Raw genomic sequence first — 23,964 nt, forward strand, 5'->3', positions numbered from 1 at the left:
TCGCGGACGACCACGACGGTTCCGAGCGTGGTCATCGGCTGCTGATGCGCGAACGGGTCGCGCTCGGCTCACGGCAGGAGATCGCGGACTACGGCATCGGCGAGCAGCCGTCCTCGGTTTGTGAGCACCAGCCGGTCGTCGGTGAGTACCGCCAGGCCGTCCGCGACCACCTCGTCGACCGCGGCACGACCGGCCGCGTCCAGGACGTCCAGCCGAAGACCAGCCGCGAGCCGTACCTCCAGCAACACCCGCTCGACCCGCCGCGTCTCCTCGTCAAGCAGCTCCCGCGCGTACGCCGGACTCGCCCCGGACGTGATCCGCTCCGCGTACGCGCTCGGATGCTTCACGTTCCACCACCGCACACGACCCGCGTGACTGTGCGCCCCCGGCCCGATCCCCCACCAGGTATCGCCGCGCCAGTACAGCTCGTTGTGCCGGCACCGCGCCGCCTCATCGCGCGCCCAGTTGGACACCTCGTACCAGCGCAGCCCGTCAGCCGACAACATCTCGTCAGCCAGCACGTACTTGTCCGCGAGATCGTCATCGTCAGGCATCGGCAGTTCACCCCGCCGGATCCGCCGCGCCAGCTGCGTACCGTCCTCGACGATCAACGCGTACGCGCTGACGTGATCCGGCTGCGCCGACAACGCCGACTCCAGCGACCCGCGCCAATCGGCAAGCGACTCCCCCGGCGTTCCGTAGATCAAATCCAGATTCACATGCTCGAACCCGGCCGCCGTCGCCTCCTTCACCGCCTGCAACGCCCGCCCCGGCGTGTGCTGCCGGTCCAGAATCTTCAGCACCTGCGACGAAGCGCTCTGCATGCCGAAACTGACCCGCGTGAACCCCGCCTCGAGCAACGCCTCCAGGTACGCCGGGTCAACCGACTCCGGGTTCGCCTCGGTCGTCACCTCGGCATCCGCCGCAAGCCCGAACTCATCGCGGACGGCGGCCAGCATCTTCCCGAGATCCCTCGCCGGCAACAACGTCGGCGTACCCCCACCGAAGAACACCGTGTCGACCGGCCGATCCACACCCCGCAGCACCTGCCGCGCCAACCGCACCTCGCCCACGGCCGTCTCCGCGTACGACGCCTGCGACCCACCGCCGCCAAGCTCCTTCGCGGTGTAGGTGTTGAAGTCGCAGTACCCACACCGCGACGCGCAGAACGGCACGTGCAGGTAAAACCCCAGCGGCCGGCTCGCGGCCTCGCGGACGGCAGCTTCCGGCAACGCCCCGTCCCGGGGCGCAACCTCCCCCTCGGGCAATGTCGACGGCACCCACCCATCGTAGGGTGCCGCGCGGCTAACGACAGGAGGTCCTCGGCCCGGCCCGCCCCTGCACGCCTGAGCCGGCGCCGAATTGCCCCGATCGGCCTACTACCTCCTGTCCTTAGGTGCCGATCCGCACAGTTGTCACTCATCGCAGCGATTCCGCTGTCGCGGAGCGTGGTGACACGGTTACATTCGGCTCATGGAGACCGAGGCTCAGCCCGTCGGACGTGGCACCCGGAACGCTGTTGTGGTCGCGATCATGCTCGGCATGCTGCTCGCGGCCCTCGACCAGACCATCGTGGCGACCGCGCTGCCGACCATCGTCAGCGACCTGGGCGGCGCGAACCACCTGTCCTGGGTGGTCACCTCGTACCTGCTCGCCGAGACGATCATGACCGCGCTGATCGGCAAGTTCGGCGACCTGTACGGCCGCAAGCCGATGTTCCTGCTGAGCGTCGTGCTCTTCCTGGCCGGGTCCGCGCTCTGCGGGATGGCCGACTCGATGCTCTGGCTGGTCGGCTCCCGGGCGATCCAGGGCCTCGGCGCCGGCGGGTTGATGGTGACCGCGATGGCGGTGATCGCGGACGTCGTGCCGCTGAGCGAGCGCGGCAAGTACCAGGGCGTGATGGGCTCGGTGTTCGGCGTCTCGACGGTCGCCGGGCCGCTGCTCGGTGGGCTGTTCGTCGACCACCTCAGCTGGCGGTGGGCGTTCTACGTCAACCTGCCGCTCGGCATCCTGGTACTGGTCGTTGCCTCGATCACCCTTCCGTCGGTGAAGGCGGCGGTCGGCCCGAAGATCGACTATCTGGGCATCCTGTTCATCGGGCTCGCCGCGACCGGACTGACCCTGGTAACGACGTGGGGCGGCAACGAGTACGCCTGGACGTCGACCGTGATCATCGCCATGGCCGTCGGATCGATCATCGCGCTGGTGCTGTTCGTCCTCGCGGAGCAACGAGCAGCCGAGCCGTTGCTGCCGTTGCGGCTGTTCCGGTCCGGGGTGTTCACGGTGTGCTCGGTGATGAGCTTCATCATCGGGTTCGCGATGCTGGGCGGGGTCACGTACTTGCCGACGTACTTGCAGTTCGTACACGGCGCCTCGGCGACCGAATCAGGCCTGCAGATGTTGCCGTTGGTGTGCGGTCTACTGGTGGCGTCCGTCGTGGTCGGGCAGATCATCAGCAAGACCGGGAGGTACCGGCTGTTCCCGATCGTGGGCACGGTACTGATCGGGCTCGGGCTGTTCTTGCTGTCGCTGCTCGACAACCAGACGTCGTACCTCGAAACAGCGGGATTCATGGTCGTACTCGGGCTCGGCGTCGGACTGTGTATGCCGGTGCCGACCGTGGTCGTGCAGAGCACGGTCGACTACGCGGACCTCGGCGTCGCGACCTCCGGCGTGAGTTTCCTGCGCACCATGGGCAGTTCGTTCGGGGTCGCGGTGTTCGGGTCGATCTACTCGCATCAACTGCCGGAGCACCTGGCCAGCGCGGTCCGCGCGACCGGGGTTGATCCGCGCGTGGCATCGACGGTCGAGGGCGTACGCTCGCTGGCCGATACCGTTCGCTCCACGATCACCGCCGCGTACGCCGATTCGCTGCATGTGGTCTTTCTCTGGGCGGTGCCGGTCGCGGCGCTTGGCTTCATCACTGCTTTGCTGCTGAAGGAGGTTCCGCTGCGGGACAGTGCGCGGATGGCGGCATCCGACGTCGGGGAGAACTTCGCTGCGCCCGCATCCTTCGATTCGGAGCACGAGCTGCAGAAGCTGGCGGCGCTGGTCGTACGCCATCACAAGCGCAACCCGGCGCCGGAAGTACTCGTCCAGTCGGGGCTTCCGCTCAGTCATGCGCAGGCATGGATGATCATGCGGGTCTTCCGGGGCGGCGCCGAGAAGGGGTCGGCGACGCTGGCCGAGATCACCGGGGATCTACGGATGCCGCCTGGCGCGCTTGAGCCGCTGGCCGCGCAACTGGTTGCCGCCGGCTACCTGTCCGAGACACTCGGTCATTATCGGTTCACGACCGAAGGGCTGGAGATGTTCCAGCGCTTCGTCGGGGCGTTCCGGCTCTGGATGCTGAACCATCTGACCGACTGGGATGTCGAGAACTCCGAGGCGTTTTCGCGCGCGGTGGACCGGATCGCTGAGCAGATGATCGATCAGGGGCAGTCGCTGACGACCGGGAAGCACGCGGCCGCGCTCACCAACAGCTGAGCTGCTGTCCACGCGGTCGGCGGCGGCGTGAAACGATGCCGGCGTACACCGACGAAGGAGAGTGCTTTGAACGCCGGAAACTTCGCCGCGCGACTGCGGTCGCGGGAACAGCTGATCGGGTACTGGGTGGTCCTGGACGCACCGGTCGCGACCGAACGGATCGCCCGGATCGGGTACGACTATGTCGTGCTCGACGGTCAGCACGGACTGCTCGGGTACCAGGGCCTGCTGACCAACCTGATGGCAATCGACGCCGGGTCCTCGCTGCGCACACCGGCTCGCGCGGGAGCTGGCGCGAGCGCGGACGCGGACGCGAGCGCGAGAGCTGACGCGGGCACGGGCACAGGCACAGGCACAGGCACGGGCGCAGGGACGGGAGCCGGTGTGGGGTCGGACGCGCGGACCGGGACGGTTGGGTTGGTGCGCGTCGAGGCCAACAATCCGACGCCGATCGGCCGGGCACTGGACGCCGGCGCCGCCGGGGTGATCGTCCCACTCGTGGACACCGCAGCCGACGCGGCCCGCGCCGTGGCCGCCGCCCGCTACCCCTCACCCCGCAACACAAATGCCGCCGCCGACGCGAGTGGCACCGGCACTCCCGCCGCAGCCGACGCGAGTGGTGGGAGCACTCCCGCCGCTGGCATGGGTGGTGGGGTGCGGTCTTATGGGCCGATGCGGTCTGGGTTGCGGATTGGGCCGGTGCCGGCGGAGGCGGATGCGGCGACTGTGGTGCTGGCGATGATCGAGACGCCGCAGGGGTTGGCCAACGTCGCCGAGATCTGCGCGACGCCTGGGCTCGACGGGATCTACGTCGGCCCGTCCGACCTGTGTCTGTCGGTCGGCGGGCGCTACCCCGGCGACCCGGAGGTCGCGGACGAATTCAACGCCGCGATCGAACTGATCGCCAAGACTGCCCGCGCCGCCGGCGTCGCGGCCGGCATTCACACCCCCGACGGAGAAACCGCCCAGCGCTACCTCGCCGCCGGTTACACGTACGCGACCGTCTCCTCCGACCTCACCCACCTCGAAGAAATCGCCACCACCCACCTGGAGACGGCCCGCTCGGCCGGCTGACGAAACGTCACTTCAGACCCGAGTGCGCAAGACCTTCGACAAAGTGACGTTGGGCAACAACGAACACGATCAGCACCGGAAGTACGGTCATCGTGGCGGCGGCGAGCTGGGTGTTCCACATCTCGCCGCCGTACGCGTCCGTGAACCGCGTCAGCGCCTGCGGCAACGTGAACAGCTCCGGCGAGGTGAGGTACACGGTCGGCTCCAGATACAGGTTCCACGAGGCGAGGAACGTCAGGATCGCGACCGCGGACAGCGCCGGCCGAGCCAGCGGCAAGCAGATCCGCCACCAGATCCCCGGCCGGCCGAGGCCGTCGAGCCGACCGGCCTCCTCCAACTCCGCGGGCAGCGCGATGAAGAACTGCCGCATGATGAACGTCGCCAAGACACACGGCGCCGCCAGCGAAGTAACCAGAATCAACGGCCAGTGCGTATTGATCATCCCGGCCTGTTTGAACAACTGGAACAGCGGAACGATCGTCACCTCGCTAGGCACCAGCAACCCGGTCAGCACCACCAGGAACAGCGCATTCGCACCAGGAAACTTGATCCGCGCGAACGCGTACCCAGCCAGGCTTGACACCAGCAATGTGATCATCGTGACCAGCACGGCAATGTACAGACTGTTCACGTACTGCCGCGCGAACGGCTGAAAACTGAACGCCTCCCCGTACGCCGCGAAGGTCGGATGGTCCGTCAGTAACGACGGCGGTGATTTGAAGATCTCCGGCAACGGTTTTACCGACGCGGCAATCATCCAGACCGTTGGTACGACGAACGGAATCGCCAGCACGGCCAGTGCTGCCACCAGCAGCGCCCGCCGGAGCAACGAACGTCTACTGCTCATGGAACACCCATCTCTTGCGCAGCTGCCATTGCAGCAGGGTCAGCACCATCACGAAGCTCAGCAGCATCAACGCGAGCGTCGACCCGTACCCGATGTTGTTGAACTCGAAGGCCTGCTGGAAGACGTAGTACACGAGCACGGTCGTACTCAGCTCCGGACCGCCACCGGTCAGTACGGCGATCTGCGCGAACGACTGCAACGCGCCGACGATCGTGATGATTGCCGTCAGCAACACTGTCGGCGAGATCAGCGGCAACGTGATCCGGGCGAAGATCGCCCGGCTCCGCGCGCCGTCGATCCGCGCGGCCTCGTACAGCTCCGACGGCACGCCCTGCAAGGCCGCCAGGAACAGCACCATGTTCACGCCGACGCTGCGAACCACCTGGCTGATGACGACCGAAACCATCGCCGTGTCGCCATGCTGCAACCAGTTCGGCCCCTCGATTCCGACCGCGCCGAGCAGGCCGTTGATCCCGCCGTTGTCCTGCAACAGGAAACCCCAGACCAGCGTCCAGGCCACCACCGACACCACGACCGGCGAGAAGAACAGCGTACGGAAGAAGGTCGCGCCGCGGAATCTGCGGTTCAGCAGGACCGCGATCAGCAGACCGAGGCCGATGTTCAGGACCACGACGCCGCCGGAGAACAGTACCGTTGCCAGCAGCACCGATGACAACTGTGGGTCGGAGGCCAGTGCGGCCCAGTTGTCGCCGCCGACGAACGTCTGCCGACCGGTGAAGACGTTCCACTTGTTCAGGCTGTACCAGATCGCCATCCCGACCGGGACGAGCACGAACACCAGCACCCCGAGCAATTGCGGTGCGATGAAGACGTACCCGGTCAGGACGTCCCGGCGGCGCGTGGTCCAGTACGCCATCACTTCGCCAGGATGGGTTCGATCGCGGCGCAGACCGAGTTCAGTACGGCCGGGATGTCGGCGTCCGGCTTCCAGAGCGCGTCCAGGGCGGTCTTGCCCTTCTGGGCGATCTCGGCCGGCTTGGTGTGGTTCGGCAGCGTGACCGCCTTCGGGAGCTGGTCGACCACGACCTCCTGCAGTTGCGCGGCGGACAGTACCTTGTTGTTGGCGGCAAGCTTCTCGCCGGTGAGCAGCGACTTGCGCGGCGGCGGGAAGAACTGCGCCAGCTTCTCGGCATTGGCCGGATTCGTCAGGTAGGCGAGGAAGTCAGTCGCCTGGTCCGGATGCTTGCTGGCGGCAAGTACACCGACACCGGCCTGACCGAGTACGGAGTACTTCCCCGCCGGACCGGCCGGCAGCGGGTACAGACCGAACTTGAACGACCCCTTGAGCAGCGACGCGCGGGACACCTGGGCGACCGTGAACGCGGCGTCGCCGGCGAAGAAGTCCGCCTTCGTACCCGGACCAGGCATCGCCTTCGTCTTGAACGCGGCGTCGTGCAGGAACGTGAACGCCTGCTGCATCTGCGGACTGCCGAACTCGCAGGTCTTCCCGTCCGCGCTCCAGGCCGACGCGCCGAAGCCGGTCCAGACCGTGGCCAGCATGTTCCACGCGGTGTAGTCGAAGTCGCGGACGACGAAGCCGGCCTTACCGGTCTTGGCATGGACGGCGGCACCGGCCGCGGCGACCTGGTCCCAGGTGAGCGTCTTCGGGTCGATCTTCTGACCGGCCTTGGCGAGCAGATCGTTGTTCACGTAGAGCGCGAACGGCGAGTTCGAGAACGGATACGCGTACAACTTGCCGTCGCGACTGAACTCCTTTGTCGCGCTGTCCTCGAGATCGTCGTAGTTCCAGCCGTTCGTGGCCTTCAACTTGTCGGTCAGGCCAACAAGCGCGTCGGCGCCGATGAGGTCCTTGGACAGGTCGCCCATCCAGGCCAGGTCGGGCGCGTTGCCGCCGGCAATCTGCGTGGTCAGGGTGGTGTTGTAGTCCGCGAACGGGAGGCTCTCGAAGGTGATCGAGGTGACCTCCGGGTGCTCGGCCTTGTACGCGTCGCCGATGCTGTCGAAGAGCTTGAGCTGATCCTCGTTCGAGGTCCAGACCGTCATCCGCAGCTTCACGTCCGTACTACCCGCCGCCGCGCCGCCGCCGGAGGTGCCGGACGCGCCGCACGCGGCGGTCAGCGTCACGGCCGTGGTCAGCGCCAGCGCGCCGAGCAGCTTCCTTGCTGTGATCATCAGATGGTCCTTCGTACTCACGGCGCGATCGTGCGCGCCTCGGGACTGGAGTCGCCTGACGCGCCCACTAGTAGCCGGCGATTTCGGGCCAGTGCAGTTCGACGCCGGCTTCGGTCAGCCGGGTCTGGAACTGCTCGACGAGGGCGTCGCCGGTCGCGATCTGCCGCGGCGCCAGGCCGCGGTCGAGGCAGAAGGCAACCAGTTCGCCGGCCGATTCGCCGATGTTCCACTCGACCGGATGCAGCCGGTAGGCGCCGTTGGTGATGTGGGTGGTACCAATGTTCTTGGCGGCCGGCACCAGGTTCTGGGTGGCCACCGGGACGAGCGCGCCGAGTGGGATCTCGAACGGTGCGCACTCGACGTCGATGTAGTTGTCGCCGCCGGTCGACGGATGCAGATCGATCCGGTACATCCCCACGCCGACCGATCCGTCGAAGCGGGCCGGCCCGTCGTACCCCCGGGCCTTGATCGAGACGTCCTGCTCGCGAATGGTGGTGAGTGCCCTGATCCGGCGGGATTCCCGGATGTACGGCGCCTGCGCGAAACCGTCGGTGGTACCAACAAGGTCGCCGCGCAACCGCAGCCCGGGCCAGCCACGACCGCCGTCCGGTCGGGGCGCCTCGGTCTGCAACCAGTGCACGTACGCGCGGGACTGCGCCTTCGCGGCCCGCAGATGTACGTCCCGATCGCCGGTGTCGATGATCGAGCCGCTGACGTAGTCGAGCTGGGGCCAGTTCGCCAGCACGATGTCGCTGTCGTACGCGCCGGCGGCGAAGTTCTGCCGGGCGGCGATCCGGCGGAACTGCCACAGGTCCCGATCGCCGGCGTCGAACCGTGGGTCGCCGGTGACATCGGCGGCCGGGTTGACGTTCATGGTCCGCTCTTCCGGCACCAGCGTGCGCGGGTTCGGCGCCGTGAAGGACAGCATCGGCGCGCCCCAGAACGGCAGCTCGAACGAGCGCCAGAAGTCGTAGTCGTCCGGCCGCGGAATCGTGTGGTCACCCGCGACGTGGTCGAAGACGAAACACCACGCGATCGACTGCACGTTGGTGGGATCGGCGACCTCGGCCGCGCTCGGCTCATCGGTGTCGGCGCGAGCCTCCGCGCCGACCACGTACTCCGTACCCGTCAAGGGCAGCAGGTCGCCGGTTTCGGTGCCGTCGACAACGAACTCGGCCGCGATCTCGGTCTCTTCGCCAGTACGCGGATCCGCGACGGTCACGCTGCGCACGACCCCATCGCGTACGTCGGCGGCGATCGGCACGCGAGGCTGCAGTACGGTCAGCCGACCACTCGATCGGTACGGCGCGAGCATCGCGGTGATGACCGCGTCGGCCACTCGCGGCTCATGGCACAAGCGGCTGACCCGGCCCCGGCCCGGATTGAGCTCCCGGTCCGCGCGGGCGGCGCCGGTCAGCGGGTAGTGATCGCGGTAGTACTGCCGGATCCCGTCGCGGAGCGCCCGGTACCGGGCGGTGATGCCGAATTGCTCGACCCAGATGTGCTCATCCGGCGGTACGGCCTGGGAAGTCAGTTGGCCGCCGAGCCAGGCGTACTCCTCCGTCATCACCACGCGCCGGCCACGCTGCAGTAGCGCCAGCGCGGCCGCCACGGAACCGAGTCCGCCGCCGATGATCGCCACCTCGGTGCTGAGCTTCGTCATCACGCTTCCTCCGACGGAGCGGTGCTGGTGCTCTCCGCGGTCCGCGTGATGATCGTGTCGCCCGGCTCGACGCCCGCGACCAGGAATCGTTGGGTATCCAAATCAGTCCACTCCCCCGGCTCGGTGCTGATCAGCAGTTGCAGCAGGTCAAGAGCCTCCGCCGCCAGTTGCTCGCGCGGTACCTGGAATCCGGCCAGCCGGCGGCCCTCGAGGCGATGACCGCGTACCTCACCGAGCGCGGCGACCGAAACCTCGTCCGGTACCGAAACTCCCGCGGCCGACAGCGCGTGCACGACGTCCTCGGTCAGGAAGGCGTCCTCGGCGATGATCAAGGTCGCGCCAGTCGCGCGCGCGAGCCGCGGCAGATCGGCGATCCGCTCCTCGCCGACCAGCAGGAACGCCAGCCGGCCCTCCGCCGAGGCCGCCTCGACGGCGCCGCGCCGGTCCCGCGCGGTCGGAGTGTCGCGGCCGCGATGTACGTACAGCGCCTGCTGATGCCCCGCGGCCGCTGCCTGATCGATCAGCGCCTCCGTCGGCGTCACGTAGTCGATCGCAACGTACGGGACCGCGGCCGCCGTCTCGTCCCGGCGCCCGATCGCGACGAACGGGAACTGCTCGGCGACCAGACGCTCCAACTCCGACGCGACCATCTGCTGCCCGAGCAGGACGCAACCGTCGGTCAGCCGGAGCCGGGTCTTGCGGTGGAACAGACTGCGCGTGCCGTCCTCGACCGGTGACGAGGTGAAGAACAGCAGGTCCCAGCCGATCCGCTCGGCCGCCCGCTCCAGACCGTTCAGCAGCGGGCCGTAGAAGTCCATGCTCTCGGGCGACAGCGCCGCCTCGTACGTGAAGACGCCGATGATCTGGTTGTCCAGGCCGGCCAGCCGCCGGGCAGCCGGATCGGCGACATACGTGAGCTTCTCGATGGCGTCCTTGACCCGGGCGCGGGTCGCGTCCGGGATCCGTACGTTGCTGCCGTCGCGGTCGTTCAGCACCACCGACACCGTGGTCTGGCTGACGCCGGCCAGCTCGGCGATCTCGCGCTGGGTGACCCGGCGAGGTTTCGGTGCCATCGTTCCTCCGTGGTGATCAACTCTGTAACTGATAATGCCTATCTTCAGCGATTGGGCGAGACCCTAGTACAGCGATCGTCGTTTGCGCAATGACCTCTTGACGCACCACGGCTGGTCTGACAGCGTTCCGGTCACTCAGATTGAAGATAGGCATTATCAGAGGAGCTGAGCATGACTGTTCCCCAGCACCACGACGGACAGCCCGGGCGGCTTGGGCGGCGCGGCTTTCTCGGCGCCGCGCTGGCCGCGGGGGTCGTACTGGTCGCCGAGGCGACGCCGGTGCGCGCGTTCGCCGCGGCCGGTGACGTGACGCTGACCGCCGGTGGCATCAGCCTGCTGGCCAGTCCTGGCGGCCGGCTCGCGATCCGTGACGCTGGTGGCGTCACGCGGTCCGCCGGGTCGAAGTTCCAGATCAAGGACAGCGTCACCGGCATTCAGTCGTCGACCGGCGGTACGCCGACACTGAGCGCGCTCCCGGACGGTACGCCCGCGATCCGGATGGACTACACGTTCGATGCCGCCGCCGGTGCAACCACTGTCACCGGCTGGTTCAGCGTCAGCACCAACCACGCCCACCTCGAGTGGCGGATCACCGGCGCGAGCACGCTCGTACCCGATGGGTTCCTGTTCAGTCGTGCGATTCAGGCGCCGACCGCGCCCGACGACTACATTCCGGTGACCGAATGGGTCCGCGACGCGGGCGGCGGCATTCCGTACGAGGACACTGTCGGTGTCGCGCACACCTCGACGTGGGGCAGCATGCACGGGCTGTTCCTGCTGGAGCGATCGCGGCAGGCGTGGACCAACGCGACCTGGGTGCACGCGCCTGGCGCAGTCGATGCGGCCGGCGGCTGGACCAGCGAAGCCGACTTCTTCTTCTCCGAAACCCGTCCATCGGCCACTGCCACGATCGGGCGGGGCCAGGAGCTCGGTCTGGAGCTGACCACCAACCGCGATTTCAACCTGTACGCGGCGGCGGGCGAAGCGATGCAGCTGACCGCGCTGGTGGCGAACGGCGGCGCGGCGAAGGCGGTGCAGCTGGAGTTGTCGATGCGCGGTTTCGACGGCGTACAGCTCGCTGCTTCCACCGTGACGGGGAATGTCGGCGCGGCGGGGACGTGGCAGTACACGTTCAATCTGACCGCTCCGGCGAGTGGGATCGCGCTGGCGGAGGTGGTGGTTCGATCCGGCGCCGACTCGGCATTCGCGCGGACGAACCTGGCGGTACTGCCGGCGTACACCTATCAGGCCGGCGGCATGTTCGGCATCGCCAACTATCCGTGGCTGCAGCGGCCGAACGCCACCGCCGTACTGGACCTGTGGCAGCGGGTGGGGATCGACCTGGTCCGGATCGCGTACGACGGCGGGCCGGGGTTGCCGCCGTCGGCCTTCGACGCGCGCGGGATGCGGCACAACATCGAGCTGCAACCGTCGCTGGACGTGACCGACGCGGCGGCCGCCACCTGGGCCGCCGACAAACTCGCGGTCGCGGTCGGCGCGGGCGCCGGGTACTTCGAGGTCGGCAACGAACTGAACCGGCCGTTCAACACCGGCACCGCCGCGCAGGCGTACCTGGACAAGGCGCTGCGTCCGGTATACCAACGCCGGGCAGCCATTGGCAGCACCATCAAACTGATGAACAACGGCCTGGCCGGCATGGACAAACCCTGGGTCGAGAACTTCATCGCGGCCGGCGGCTGGGACCTGATCGACGCGTTCGCGTACCACCCGGGGCGCGGCAACTTCACGCCCGACTACATCCCGCCGGGCGACGACTGGAGCACTGGCGCGTCCGGCACGTACTGGAACTTCTACGGCGGACTGCGGCAGCTCAAGGCGTTGATGGCAGTGCATGGCGAGAAGGAGATCTGGCTGACCGAGGCGTACGCCCCGACGAAACCGAACAGTTGGTGGCACGACACGTACCGGCACGCGGCCGAGAACGTACTGCTGACGTTGGCGCTGGCCAAGGCGGAAGGGATCAAGTGCGTTTGCTGGTACCAGTTCCACGACAGTGTGCTCGGGATGCCGCAGGTCGCCGACCCGGACAACGTCGAGTACCACTACGGGTTGATGAACCGCGATCTGAGCCCGAAGCCGTCGCTGCTGGCGTACGCGAACGCGGCGCGTACGTTGGACCAGGCGGTCTTCCGGGGGCGATTGACCTTCGCTGATCCGAAGACCTTCGGCCTGTGGTTCGACACGCCTTCCGGTCCGGCCGTCGTGCTGTGGAACCGGGCCGACGGGTACCTCCTCAACACCGCCGGGCAACGCACGGACTGGCACTTCCCGGCGCCCGAGGTGTGGGTCGATCCCTGGCCGACGAAGACCGCTCTCACCGTCGCGGCCGGCGCGACCGTGCGCGAAGTCGATTCGATCGGGCAGTCCCGCACGCTACCCGTTGCCAACGGCAACGTGACGCTGACGCTCGACGGGTCGCCACGGATCTACTACGGCCTGAGCCCGCACCCGTCCGGCGCCAAGTCCAGCACTCTGGCCGGCACCCGCCCAGGTCACCCCGGTCATCCAGGTCATCCAGGTCATCCAGGTCGTCCTGGTCGCCCGGGCGGTCTGGGCCACCCGGGTCGCCGCCGCTGAGTCCGCGCCGGTTACTCGTACATCTTGTCGAGGAGGTCCGCGTACTCGGCTTCGACGTGTTTGCGTTTGAGTTTGAGGCTGGGAGTCATTTCGCCGGACTCGACGGTGAGGTCGCGGTCCAGGATGGTGAACTTCTTGATTGTCTCCCAGCGGTTCAGGGTCGCGTTGAGCTCGTCGACGTAGCCCTGGACCATCGCGCGGGCGGCGTCGGAGGTGACGATCTCCGCGTACGGCCGGCCGCCGAGGCCGTTCGCGGCGGCCCAGCCGGTGATCGCGTCCGGGTCCAGCGTGACCAGCGCCGAGACGAAGTTGCGCTGGTTGCCGTGGACAATGAACTGGCTCGCGTACGGGCAGATCGTCTTGAACCGGCCCTCGATCACCTGCGGGGCAACGTACTTGCCGCCGGAGGTCTTGAACAGGTCCTTCTTCCGGTCGGTGATGAACAGGAACTCGTCCTCGAAGTGACCGATGTCGCCGGTGTGGAACCAGCCGTCGGCATCGATCACCTCGGCAGTCTGCTCCGGCTGGTTGTGGTACCCGCTCATCACGCCGTCGCCCTTGATCAGGATCTCGCCGTCCTCGGCGATGGTGATCTGGGTGCCGGGAAAACCCGGCCCGACGCTACCGAGCCGGTACTGCGTCAGGCGGTTCAACGTCGACCCGGCCGCCGTCTCGGACAGCCCGTACCCTTCCAGGATCAGCAGGCCGGCCGCGTGGAACCACTCGGCCAGCGACTTGTCCAGCGCCGCGGATCCGGAGACGAAGAACCTGATCCGCCCGCCGAACCGGGCGCGGATCTTCGACAGCACCAGCTTGTCGGCGGCCGCGTACTGCGCGCCGAGGAGGCCCGTCGGTTCCCTGCCCGCCTGCCGCAGCGCGGACACCTTCGCGCCGACGCCGAACGCCCAGGCGAACAGTTTCGCCTTCGCGCCGCCCTCGGCCTCGATCATGGTCCGGATCCGGGCGTGTGCCTTCTCGAAGATCCGCGGCGCGGCAGCCATGAACGTCGGCTGCACGATCGCCGCATTGTCGACAATTTTGTCGATCCGCCCGTCGACCGCGGTCGCGAACCCGATCTGGCACTGCACCGCGACCAGCACCTGGCCGAACACGTGCGACAGCGGCAGCCACAGGAACTGCAGATCGTCCTGGCTCAGTACGCGCATGCCTTCGACGGCCGCGCCCTCGTACGTCCAGACCGAGTGCGGCAGCCGGACACCCTTCGGCCGGCCGGTCGTACCGGAGGTGTAGATCAACGTACACAGGTGATCCGGCGTGATCCCGGCCAGTCGATTGTCAACAATCCGCGGATGCTCGGTCAGGTACTCGGCGCCGAGCGCGTCCAGGTCGGCCAGGCTGATTACCCAGTCCCCGTCGCTCTCCACCGGCTGCCCGTCGAGCAGCACCACCTTGCGTACCGACGGGATCTCCGATCGGTGCTTGCGGAGTTTGTCGACCTGCTCGGCGTCCTCGGCGAACACCACCTGGACGTCGGCGTCCGCGACGATGAACGCCACGTCGGCGGAGATTGTCGACGGGTAGATCGTGGTGGTCGCGGCCGCTGCCAGTACGGCGGCCAGGTAGCACTCGATCCACTCGATCCGGGTACTGGACGCGATCCCGACCCGCTGCTCCGGCTCCAGCCCGAGCGCGATCAGCCCCGCGGCGCGCCGGCGGGTCAACTCCTCGGTCTCCCGCCAGGTCACCGACGTCCACTGCTCACCCCGCGGGAACCGGAACGCCTCCCGCTCCGGCGTCGCCGCGACCCGGTCCAGAAACATCTGGGCCATCGTGTCCTTACGGCTGCTGAGCAGCGCAAGCTGCCCGGAATCGGCGACAGGCTTCATGACTGGGCCTCCAGTGGGGGTCAAGTAAACCGGACAGTAATCGGTACAGCCCGTCCTGACCATGCCACTCGCCTACCCGACCGCACCTACTCCATCACGTTTCCGCAACAGCCACCCACGGTCCCACCCACCTAACCGTCCGCCACCTCCACCCCGCACCTCCGCCCGGCGCCCACCACCTCACCGCCCGTCCAGCACCTCCGCCCGGCGCCCAGCACCTCGCCGTCCGTCCGCCAACTCAGTCCGGCGCCCCGGCACCCCCTCCCGGTCTCCACCACCCCGCCGCCCGCCCAGCACCTCCGCCGGCGTCCACTACCTCACCGCCCGGCCGGCACCTCTGCCCGGCGTCCACTCCCTCGCCCGCTACCCGTACCTGACCCGGCGGGTGCCGTCCGTCCGGCACCTCCGTCTGGCCTAGCGCTTCAGGCGAGTACTCGGCCGCCACCAGCCGCCCGTGGGAGCCGCGAGTACCCGAGTCAGTGGGAGCTGGTCCGGACCGTCGCCCGCGATCGGTGCGGACTTCCGGGACACGCACGTCGTCGAGCGCACTGACCACGCTCGACGACGTGATCGGCTCCGGCACCTCAAGCGGAGGTGCTGTTCGAGAAAGTCAGCGGTTGGCGAGGAGTTCGGCGATCTGGACCGCGTTCAGGGCGGCGCCCTTGCGGAGGTTGTCGTTCGACACGAACAGCACCAGGCCGCGGTTGCCGGGGACCGACTGGTCCTGGCGGATGCGGCCGACGTACGACGGGTCCTGACCGGCCGCGAGCAGCGGGGTCGGGAGGTCCGTGACGGCGACGCCCGGCGCCTTGCCGAGGAGCTCGGTTGCCTGTTCCGGCGTGATCGGCTCGGCGAACTCGGCGTGGATGCTCAGCGAGTGACCGGTGAACACCGGCACCCGCACGCAGGTCCCGGCGACCGGAAGCTCCGGCAGATGCAGGATCTTCCGGCTCTCGTTCCGGAGCTTCTGCTCCTCGTCGGTCTCACCGGTGCCATCGGCAACGATCGATCCGGCCAAGGGCAGAACGTTGAAGGCGATCGGCGCGGCGTACACCTTGGGCTCGGGCAGCGTGACGCCGTCGGTACCGCGGGCGAGCTTGCCGCCGGCCACGGACAGCGCCCGCGCCTGGTCCTCCAGCTCGCTCACGCCGACACCACCGGAGCCGGACACGGCCTGGTACGTCGAGACCACGAGCCGGGTCAGACCGGCCGCGCGATGCAGCGGCGCGAGCACCGGCATCGCGGCCATCGTGGTGCAGTTCGGGTTCGCGACGATGCCCTTGGGGATGGTGTTCAGGTCCTCGGGGTTCACCTCGGACACGACCAGCGGCACGTCCGGGTCCATCCGCCAGCCGGACGAGTTGTCCACCACGACCGCCCCGGCCGCCGCGACCTTGGGCGCGAGCTCCTTGGAAGCCGTCTTCCCGTTGGAGAACAGCGCGAGATCCAGCCCGGTGAAGTCGGCAGTGGCCGAATCCTCCACCGTCACCTCCCGCGCGCCGAACGACAGCGTCGTACCCGCCGAGCGCGCCGACGCGAAGAACCGCACCTCGTCCACCGGGAAGCCACGCTCCACCAGCAGCTCACGCATCACTCCACCGACCTGCCCGGTCGCCCCAAAAACCCCAACTCGCATACCCGCCACCCTAACCGCACCCACGCCCCCACTCCCCCAAATTCCACCATCCGGCGCCCACCCCTCCCGAACCCCGCCCGGCTTTGGGAAGCCACCGTTCGTTTGCGCGGGCGAAGACTGCGCGGTGGCTTCCCAAAGTGGGTCGGTCAGGCGTCGGCGACGAGGGTGCCGCCGTTGGCGACGTCGGTGGTTTCGATCTCCTGGAAGACGATGCGGACGGCTTCGCGCTTGGCGCCGAGGATGGCGATCGCGGACTCGGTGACGGCGGCGACGAACTCGCGGCGCTGGTCGAGGGTACGGCCGGAGAGCAGTTCGACGGTGATGTTCGGCATACGAGTTTCTCCTCAGGTCAGACGGTTCCGGGTCAGACAGTTCCGGGCCTCGGGCGGCTTGCGGTCTCGGGTGGTTGGTCGTCGTTGGGGGTTCCGTGTCGTGGGACAGTGTTTCAGGAGCGGGGCGCGGCTTCGCGGGGTGTCTCGGCGGGCGGGCGTACGGCGCGGGGCGCTAACTCCAGGTGGCACGGAAGGTGGTGGCAGGATGTCGGGCATGAGCTCGCCCACGGCCATCGACAAGACGTTGATGGTGCTGGACGCGGTGCTGGAGCACTCTCGGTTCACGGACGTGGTGAACGCGACCGGCCTGGCCAAGTCGACCGTGCACCGGATCATGGCGTCGCTGGTCGAGCACGAGTTCGTCGCGCAGGCCGACGACGGGTCGTACCATCCCGGCCCGAAGGCGCTCCGGCTCGCCGGACACGCGCTGACGAACGTCGACCTGGCGACCGTGGCGCGTCCGGTGCTCGCCGACTTGGTCGCGCAGACGCGGTGTACGGTCCACGTCGGCCTGCTCAACGGCGACGAGGCGATCTACGTCGCAAGGCTGGACGGCCCCAAGCCGTACCGGATGCCGTCGCGGGTCGGCAAGGCGATCTGGCTGCACTGCACGGGGATCGGCAAGGCGCTGCTGGCGGAGAAGGACGACGAGGCGCTCGACGTACACATCACGCGCACCGGACTACCGGCGCGTACGCCGCTGACGCACACGAGCGCGGCCGCGTTGAAGGCGGATCTGACGCAGATCCGGGGGCGCGGGTACGCGCTCGACGACGAGGAGAACGAGCCGGGGATTCGGTGCGTCGCCGCGGTCATCCACGATCACACCGGCGCCGCTGTGGCTGCTGTCAGCATCTCCACGTTGTCGTTAGAACAGTCGATCGCGCAGGTCGCGCTGATGGCGCCCGCGGCGATCGAGGCCGCCCGCAAGATCTCCGGGGCACTGGGCTACCGCGATACGACCAGTTGACGCGCTGCTGCCCAGCGGACGATCGGGACGAACAGCACGCCAGTCAGCGCGAACCAGCCGCCCAGCACGATCCACCCCGGTACGCCGAGCCCCAGCGGCAGCAGCGCCATCACCGACGGCGCAAGCATCGAACTTACCGACGTGCTGGTGTTCCACACCCCCTGGTACTGACCCTGCGCATGTTCGGCTGCCAGGTCGAACCCGAGCAGGAACGACCCGGACGACTGCAGCAACTCACCAGCTGTCTGCACCAACGCCGCAACCGCCAGCACGACAACCGCCACCACCGCATCACCAACAGACGCCGTCGCGAACAGCACCATCGATGCCAACAGCAACAACCCGGCAGTACGTGTCGCCCGTGCCGCTGAGACGGTGTCGACGATGCCGCGCGAGGCTCGTACCTGGAGCGCGGCGACGCCAGCCGCGTTCACAATCAGCGGCAGCGCGGCAGCCCAGTGCGGTGCGTCCGTGTGCTCAACCACCCACAACGGAATGGCTACGTCGATCACCGAGTAGTGGATCGAGATGGCGGCGTTCAGTGCCGATACCGCCAGGTAGCCGCGGTCGCGCAGTGCGATCCACACCGGTCCGTCCGCTCGCGGGTGTGGGGCGACTCGCGGTACGGCGAGTACGACAAGTGCAGCTGCTACGCCGAGTACGACGTACACGACGAACATCAGCCGGTACGCCGTAGCTGTGCCGAACGAGAGCGCGACGGCTCCGAGGCCGGCGCCCGCGGTGACGCCGATGTTGGTCATCGAACGCAGGTACGCGCGCGCGGCGACCCGTTCGGCGCCTTGCGTGACACCGGCGATCAGCGCGAACCGGACCGCGTTCGAACCGCGATCCAGCACCGTCACCGCGGACGCGACCAGGATGAACTGCCAGAACGATCCGATCACCAGATACAGCAGGGCGAGCAGGGACAACAGCAGGCTGAGTACGACGAACAGCGTCCGCGGGCCGCGCCGGTCGGCGAGATGCCCGAACGGGATACTCGCCAGCAAGCCGAACAGCCCAGCCACGGTCAGCCCGAGCCCGACCTGTGCGATGGACAGTCCGACGATGCGGGTGAAGTACAGCACGCTGATCGTCATCAGCAGACCGTTGCCGACCCGACTCAGCAAAGTAGCCAACGCCAACGGCCGCAACGGCCCCACAGCAGGCATCAGACCAGGCACCGCCCCATCATCATCCACCTGCGACCAAGTCGCAACAAGACAGCAAGCCAGGCTGACATCAGCGGCGCAGGCGCGAGGTCCTGGCGGACGAGGGGCTGGCGCGAGGTCCCGGGAGACAAGCGAGGGCACCGGTGTGAGATCCCGGCCGGCGTGCGGCGGCGGGGCGAGCACTTGGTGGACGTGCGGCTGCGGACACCGGGCTGCGAGCGGGCGTGCTTGGGGGTGGGGGTGGGAGTCGGGTAGTGCTGGTCGGGGGCGTGCTCAGTCGCGGGCGAGTACACGGTGGGCGGTTTCGCGGAGTTCGTCCATCAGGTCCACGCCGGAGTCGAGCATCGTACGCAGCTTGGCCGGGTCCTGGGCGCCGAACATGTGCGCGATCGTCACCTCGTGGTCCGGGCGGCTGACGATACGAACCGGGTCACCGGCAGCGATCGATCCGGTCCGAAGCACCTTCAGGTACGCCCCGGGCCGCCCGGCTTGGTGGAAACGTTTGACCCAGCGCGGTTCCTGCATCCGGTGCTGGAAAGTGATGCACGGGATCCGCGGCGCCCGAACCATCACCTCGACCTCGTCGCCGATCGCCCACACCTCACCGAGCAACGCGCCGTTCACGTCGACGCCTTGGGTCCGGAGGTTCTCGCCGAACAACCCGGTCGGGATGTCACGACCGAGTTGCGCGGCCCACCAGTTGGCGTCCTCCTCGGCGTACGCGTAGAGCGCGAGGTCCGGTCCACCGTGGTTCTTGGTGTCACACACCCGGTCACCGGCGAGACCAAGCACCCCAACCTGGACCCGCCCGTCCTGCGGCCGCTTGTCAATCGCGGTGAACCCGGTCTCCTTGGGCCCCGGGATCAACTCCTCCACGACATTAACCGTCAACAACCGCATACCAACATCCTCCCTCCACCGCCGACCCCAAGCCACCGATTAACCCGACGCCGACAAACCAGCCGCCAATCCACCGCAGTCGCAGTGCGGAGAACAGGTGCAGTGCGAGAGCAGTTGCGGTGCGGAGAGCAGTTGCGGTGCGGGGAGCAGTTGTGGTGCGGAGAGTGCTGAGCCGCCCGGGTCGTACCCAATGGCACCGCCCATCGCGGCGGTGTGTATGCGGTCAGCGGGGTTTTAGTGGGAGGAGGGCGACGATTGCGAGGGTGCAGGTGGTGGCGGTGGCTCCGAGCCAGGCGGCGGTGGTGAAGCCGGACTCGGTCGGGAAAGTGCCGGTGGTGTGGGCGGCGAGGATCAGGCCGCCCAGGGCGCTACCGGTGGAGAAGCCGACGCTGCGGACGACCGCGTTCACGCTCATCGCGCTGGCAGTCTCCGCGGCCGGCGTGACCGCGAGAATCACCGCGGGCATCGCCGCCGAGAACGCACCAACACCAAGACCAAGAACCCCGATCGCGACAACTGGCAGTACCAGCCGCGACCGGGCAACCGCGAAGAGCACGAACGCCGCCAGCACCACCGCCGTACTTGCCCCAAGCAACAACCGCGCCCCGACCCGCTCCCGCCACCCCGGCACCAACCGCCCAGCCACGAATCCAAGAACCGAGAACGGAACCAGCACCAAACCAGCTTCAAAGGTGGTCAGCCCAAACCCGTACCCGGCTGCCGTCGGCGTCTGCACATAGCGAGTGATCAAGCTGAACAGCAGGTACATGCCAACGCCACCGACCAGCATCACTACGTTGGCAGCGGCAACAGCAGGATGACGGAGCAGCCGTACGTCGACTAGCGGCTGCTCGGTACGTGCCTCGAGAACCGCCCAGCCGAACAGCACCAGGAGTGCGGCAACCAGGATCACCACGGCCAGTCCAGCGTGCTGCTGCCACAGGCGGGTCTCCCCGATGACCAGTAGCAGTGCAGGTAGAGCGATCGCCAGCAAGACGGCGCCGCGTACGTCAAAACGGGCGGCTGTGGCTGTTGGGGCGACACCGCGTTGTGTGGTTGTGTTCGGAGCGTGTGGGAGCAGGAAAACGGCTGCTACGAAGGCGGACACTGTTACGACCAGACCGAGCCCGTACGCGGCGCGTACGCCGAACTGGTCGGCGAGGATGCCTGACAACGGATAGCCGATGCCGATGCCTGCGGTGGAGGCGACCGAGAGTAGAGCGATCGTCCGTGCCGCGCGCTGTTCGTCCAGGTGATCACGGGCGACAGCCATCATCAGTACGACCAAGCCGAGTCCTGAGCCCTGCGCCGCGCGGCCGAGCAGCAGGTACGCGAACGGCAACGGGATCACGGTGAGCAGACTGCCGACGACCTCAACGCCCAGGACCGTCAGCACCACGATCCGCCGCCGCGGCCCCGATCCGAGCCGCCCAAGCACCGGAGTCGCCACCGAGCCGGCCAGCAAGGCGATCGTCAGAGTCCACTGCGAGGCGGCAAGCGAGACTCGGTACGCCTCGGCGACCGCCGTGATCAACGGCGCCCCCAGACTCCCGATCACCGCACTCGCCAACCCGACGTACAACAAGAACCAAACCAGCCCCCGCCCCGAACCCCTCATCCCCAACCGCCACCCAACCACCAACCCCGCACCGGTCCTTCGCGCCAGCAAGCCAACACAACCCCCGCCGATTGATCGCGGGTGCTGCGATGCAGAGGTGGCACCGCCCTCGTTGGTTGGATGTGAGCGCGGGTGTCGTGACGGCGAGGCAGCGTCACCCTCGCCGGCTGCTCCCGCACCAGGTGGCGGCGACGCGGCAGCGCCCTCGCCGGTTGGTTGCGGGTGTAGCGACTGCGGGGCGGGGGTGTTCTCGTTGGTTGGTTGTGGGTGGGGTTTGGGGGTGGGGTGTTCATTGGTTGGTTTTGGTGGTGATGTGGGTGAAGAGGCCTGGGTTGATCAGGGTTCTGGCTTGGTGGGACCAGGGCTCGTCGACTTGGGCGAGGTCCAGGGCGGCGTTGGTGTTGAGAAGCATGCCGAACGCCAGGAACGCCTTGATCGTCACCGGGTCGAGGCCGGCGGTGTGGGCGACCGTCTGCCAGAGCCGGGCGAAGCTGGCCCGGACCGCGTCGCGGACCTCGCCGTCACCCGCGGCGGCCGCGGCCGTGCCCTGGAGCTGAAGCAGCAGCGTGGTGCGGTCGGACAGCATGTCGTAGTACTCCTGCCCCATCGCGGCCAGCGCCTCGATCCCCCGCACTCCGCCGGCCGACCTCAGCAGCGCCGTCGCCATCCGCCCGAACGCGGCATCCACGCACGCGAGGAACAACTGCTTCTTCGTCCCGAACAAGCGGAACACGTACGCCTGCGTGATCCCCGCGCGCCGCGCGATCGTCTCCGTCGAAGCGCCGTACAGCCCCGCGATCGCGAACTCCTCCTCGGCGATCCCGAGCACCTGCGCCCGCCGCTCCTGCCGAGTCATCCGCACCGATGCCATACATACAAGTTAGTAGTTACTACTCACTAACTACAAACAACTTCTCGGACATCACATTGCCGCTTCTGTGTTTACGTATGTATATTTACAGTCGTAAACACAGATCAGGAGGGGCGAGAATGACCGAGAGTTACAGTCGGCGCCGGATGCTCACTACCAGTGCTGCCGTTGGTGTCGCGGCCGCGGCGGCCGGGGCTGCTGCCGGGGCGGCGTTCGCGCAGGGCGGTGACGCGCCGCCGCCGTTCGAGGCGTCGGCGCGACGGCGGTTCGAGAACAAGGTCGTGCTGATCACCGGCGCGACGAGCGGGATCGGCCGGGCCGCCGCGCTGCTGTTCGCGGCCGAAGGCGGGAAGGTCGGGTTCTGCGGCCGGCGTGAAGAGCTCGGCCGGAAGGTCGAGGCCGAGATCCGGGCAGCCGGCGGCGAGGCGACGTACCTGCGGGCCGATGTCCGCGTCGAGGACGACGTGCGTAAGTTCGTCGACGGCGTCGCGGCGAAGTACGGCGGACTCGATGTCTGCTTCAACAACGCCGGGATCAGCGTGCAGCGACCACTGCACGAGTACACGACGGCGGAGTGGGACGACGTCACCAATACCAACCTGCGCGGGAACTTCCTCGCGCTGAAGTACGAGGTGCCGCAGCTGCTGAAGCGTGGCGGCGGGACGGTCGTCGTCACCTCGTCGTCCAACGCGATCGCGACCACTGAGAAGAAGGCCGCGTACACGGCGACCAAACGTGGTCTGGTCGGGATGGTCCAGTCGGCGGCGCATGACTACGCGGCGCAGGGGATCCGGATCAACACGCTGATCCCCGGGACCACGAACACTGATTTCGTACGCCGGTTGGCCGGCATGATGAACGTTCCGGACGCGGTTTGGAATGCGATGGCTGCCAACTTCGGGAAGACGCACGTACCCGGTCTGCAGCGGATGGCGACCCCGAACGAGATCGCGACGTTCGCACTGGCGCTGGCGTCCGACGACTTCCCGTACCTCACCGCCTCCCAACTGGTCATCGACGGCGGCAAGACCGCTTACGCGGGTTGAACCAGCCGTAGCAGGGCGAGGCGTTGGTGGTGCGGGTTGGATCGGCTGGTGCTGGTCAGGTGGGTTGGGGCAGGAGTTGCCGGACGAGGCGGGTTACATAGCGGGGCTCGTTCGGTAGGTCGAACCAAGGCATGGCGATGGTCAGCTGTGCTCGGCCGTGCAGGGCGAGCCACAGCTCGACAGATGTCTCGCGTACCTCGTCAGTTGAAGCCGCAGGTAGTACGGCGCCGACGGCGTCGACCAGCGGCTCGAACGCGGCCCAGCCGATCTCTACCAGTTCAGGCGCCGGCGTACTCGGGGCGTCGGTACGGCGGTGCGCATGGAACATCACCGCGTACTGTCCGACGTGCTCCCGTGCGTACGCGAGATAGGCGAGTGCCAGCGCCCGGACTCGATCCGACGGGTCCGGGATGTCAGCCGCGGCAGTAGTCAGTGTGTCGCGGAGCTCGGTGAAGAAGCGCTTCTTGACTGCTCGCAGCAACTCCGGCAGGTCGGTGAAGTGCAAGTAGAGCGCTGTCGGGCTGACTCCGGTGGCTGAGGTGACCGTGCGTACGGACAGGCTGTCTAGGTCGTGTGTCTTGAGCAGCTCGGCTGTCGTATCCACCAGAGCCGCACGCAGATCCTCCCCCGACCCACGAGGACTCCGGGCACGACGATTGGCGACAGTCACAGCACCA

Annotated in this window: 19 protein-coding genes; 5 read left to right on the plus strand and 14 right to left on the minus strand. The window is 67.8% G+C overall.

Going from position 1 to position 23,964, the window contains the following annotated elements:
* Positions 1 to 68: 68 nt before the first annotated feature.
* Positions 69 to 1,280 (minus strand): radical SAM family heme chaperone HemW, encoded by a 1,212-nt coding sequence (gene hemW / locus HDA44_RS14265; RefSeq protein WP_184834576.1) that lies wholly within the window; start codon positions 1,278 to 1,280, stop codon positions 69 to 71.
* Positions 1,281 to 1,473: 193 nt separating this feature from the next.
* Here hemW and HDA44_RS14270 point away from each other — a divergent pair, with 193 nt between their 5' ends.
* Together HDA44_RS14270 and HDA44_RS14280 are read left to right on the plus strand one after the other, a co-directional pair.
* Positions 1,474 to 3,486 (plus strand): MDR family MFS transporter, encoded by a 2,013-nt coding sequence (locus HDA44_RS14270; protein ID WP_184834578.1) that lies wholly within the window; start codon positions 1,474 to 1,476, stop codon positions 3,484 to 3,486.
* A 66-nt stretch (positions 3,487 to 3,552) separates the two neighbouring features.
* On the plus strand, positions 3,553 to 4,560 hold the full coding sequence (locus HDA44_RS14280; protein ID WP_238352445.1) for an HpcH/HpaI aldolase family protein: 1,008 nt from the start codon (positions 3,553 to 3,555) through the stop codon (positions 4,558 to 4,560).
* 7 nt (positions 4,561 to 4,567) lie between these two features.
* On the opposite strand, the gene HDA44_RS14285 is transcribed toward HDA44_RS14280, so the two are convergent.
* The 5 genes from HDA44_RS14285 to HDA44_RS14305 are packed head-to-tail and all read right to left on the minus strand — an operon-like array spanning position 4,568 to position 10,297.
* On the minus strand, positions 4,568 to 5,407 hold the full coding sequence (locus HDA44_RS14285; protein WP_184834580.1) for a carbohydrate ABC transporter permease: 840 nt from the start codon (positions 5,405 to 5,407) through the stop codon (positions 4,568 to 4,570).
* Positions 5,397 to 6,284, minus strand: a complete 888-nt coding sequence (locus HDA44_RS14290) for a carbohydrate ABC transporter permease (protein WP_184843602.1) — start codon at positions 6,282 to 6,284, stop codon at positions 5,397 to 5,399. The genes HDA44_RS14285 and HDA44_RS14290 overlap by 11 nt, the downstream gene beginning before the upstream one ends.
* On the minus strand, positions 6,284 to 7,582 hold the full coding sequence (locus HDA44_RS14295; protein ID WP_202887358.1) for an extracellular solute-binding protein: 1,299 nt from the start codon (positions 7,580 to 7,582) through the stop codon (positions 6,284 to 6,286). Before HDA44_RS14295 ends, HDA44_RS14290 begins: the two co-directional genes overlap by 1 nt.
* A gap of 46 nt (positions 7,583 to 7,628) precedes the next feature.
* On the minus strand, positions 7,629 to 9,224 hold the full coding sequence (locus tag HDA44_RS14300) for an FAD-dependent oxidoreductase (RefSeq protein ID WP_184834582.1): 1,596 nt from the start codon (positions 9,222 to 9,224) through the stop codon (positions 7,629 to 7,631).
* Positions 9,224 to 10,297 carry a LacI family DNA-binding transcriptional regulator gene (locus HDA44_RS14305; protein WP_184834584.1) on the minus strand — a complete coding sequence of 358 codons (1,074 nt, stop codon included), beginning with the start codon at positions 10,295 to 10,297 and terminating at the stop codon, positions 9,224 to 9,226. The genes HDA44_RS14300 and HDA44_RS14305 overlap by 1 nt, the downstream gene beginning before the upstream one ends.
* A 171-nt stretch (positions 10,298 to 10,468) precedes the next feature.
* Here HDA44_RS14305 and HDA44_RS14310 point away from each other — a divergent pair, with 171 nt between their 5' ends.
* Positions 10,469 to 12,895: a hypothetical protein gene (locus HDA44_RS14310; RefSeq protein WP_202887359.1), complete on the plus strand. Its 2,427-nt coding sequence runs from the start codon at positions 10,469 to 10,471 to the stop codon at positions 12,893 to 12,895.
* 11 nt (positions 12,896 to 12,906) lie between these two features.
* Here HDA44_RS14310 and HDA44_RS14315 read toward each other — a convergent pair whose 3' ends face one another.
* From HDA44_RS14315 to HDA44_RS14325, 3 genes are all read right to left on the minus strand, one after another.
* Positions 12,907 to 14,742 carry an AMP-dependent synthetase/ligase gene (locus tag HDA44_RS14315; protein ID WP_184834586.1) on the minus strand — a complete coding sequence of 612 codons (1,836 nt, stop codon included), beginning with the start codon at positions 14,740 to 14,742 and terminating at the stop codon, positions 12,907 to 12,909.
* A 610-nt stretch (positions 14,743 to 15,352) separates the two neighbouring features.
* Positions 15,353 to 16,387, minus strand: a complete 1,035-nt coding sequence (locus tag HDA44_RS14320; RefSeq protein WP_319045779.1) for an aspartate-semialdehyde dehydrogenase — start codon at positions 16,385 to 16,387, stop codon at positions 15,353 to 15,355.
* 137 nt (positions 16,388 to 16,524) lie between these two features.
* Positions 16,525 to 16,710: a tautomerase family protein gene (locus HDA44_RS14325; protein WP_184834590.1), complete on the minus strand. Its 186-nt coding sequence runs from the start codon at positions 16,708 to 16,710 to the stop codon at positions 16,525 to 16,527.
* A gap of 214 nt (positions 16,711 to 16,924) precedes the next feature.
* On the opposite strand from HDA44_RS14325, the gene HDA44_RS14330 reads away from it, so the two are divergent.
* Positions 16,925 to 17,680 (plus strand): IclR family transcriptional regulator, encoded by a 756-nt coding sequence (locus tag HDA44_RS14330; protein ID WP_184834592.1) that lies wholly within the window; start codon positions 16,925 to 16,927, stop codon positions 17,678 to 17,680.
* Here HDA44_RS14330 and HDA44_RS14335 read toward each other — a convergent pair.
* The 4 genes from HDA44_RS14335 to HDA44_RS14350 form a co-directional block, all read right to left on the minus strand.
* On the minus strand, positions 17,659 to 18,852 hold the full coding sequence (locus HDA44_RS14335) for an MFS transporter (protein WP_184834594.1): 1,194 nt from the start codon (positions 18,850 to 18,852) through the stop codon (positions 17,659 to 17,661). The genes HDA44_RS14330 and HDA44_RS14335 overlap by 22 nt on opposite strands.
* Before the next feature lie 273 nt (positions 18,853 to 19,125).
* The gene (locus tag HDA44_RS14340; protein ID WP_184834596.1) at positions 19,126 to 19,752 is read right to left on the minus strand and encodes an MOSC domain-containing protein; all 627 of its coding nucleotides are present in this window, start codon (positions 19,750 to 19,752) and stop codon (positions 19,126 to 19,128) included.
* A gap of 223 nt (positions 19,753 to 19,975) precedes the next feature.
* Positions 19,976 to 21,370 (minus strand): MFS transporter, encoded by a 1,395-nt coding sequence (locus tag HDA44_RS14345; RefSeq protein ID WP_184834598.1) that lies wholly within the window; start codon positions 21,368 to 21,370, stop codon positions 19,976 to 19,978.
* Positions 21,371 to 21,659: 289 nt separating this feature from the next.
* The gene (locus HDA44_RS14350) at positions 21,660 to 22,241 is read right to left on the minus strand and encodes a TetR/AcrR family transcriptional regulator (protein ID WP_202887360.1); all 582 of its coding nucleotides are present in this window, start codon (positions 22,239 to 22,241) and stop codon (positions 21,660 to 21,662) included.
* Positions 22,242 to 22,360: 119 nt separating this feature from the next.
* Between HDA44_RS14350 and HDA44_RS14355 the strand changes: the two genes are divergently transcribed.
* Positions 22,361 to 23,287: an SDR family NAD(P)-dependent oxidoreductase gene (locus HDA44_RS14355; protein ID WP_184834600.1), complete on the plus strand. Its 927-nt coding sequence runs from the start codon at positions 22,361 to 22,363 to the stop codon at positions 23,285 to 23,287.
* Between the two features lie 55 nt (positions 23,288 to 23,342).
* Here HDA44_RS14355 and HDA44_RS14360 read toward each other — a convergent pair whose 3' ends face one another.
* Positions 23,343 to 23,891: a WHG domain-containing protein gene (locus tag HDA44_RS14360; RefSeq protein ID WP_184834602.1), complete on the minus strand. Its 549-nt coding sequence runs from the start codon at positions 23,889 to 23,891 to the stop codon at positions 23,343 to 23,345.
* Between the last annotated feature and the right edge of the window lie 73 nt (positions 23,892 to 23,964).

The sequence above is a fragment of the Kribbella solani genome, from assembly GCF_014205295.1.
GTDB classification, from domain to species: Bacteria; Actinomycetota; Actinomycetes; order Propionibacteriales; family Kribbellaceae; genus Kribbella; species Kribbella solani.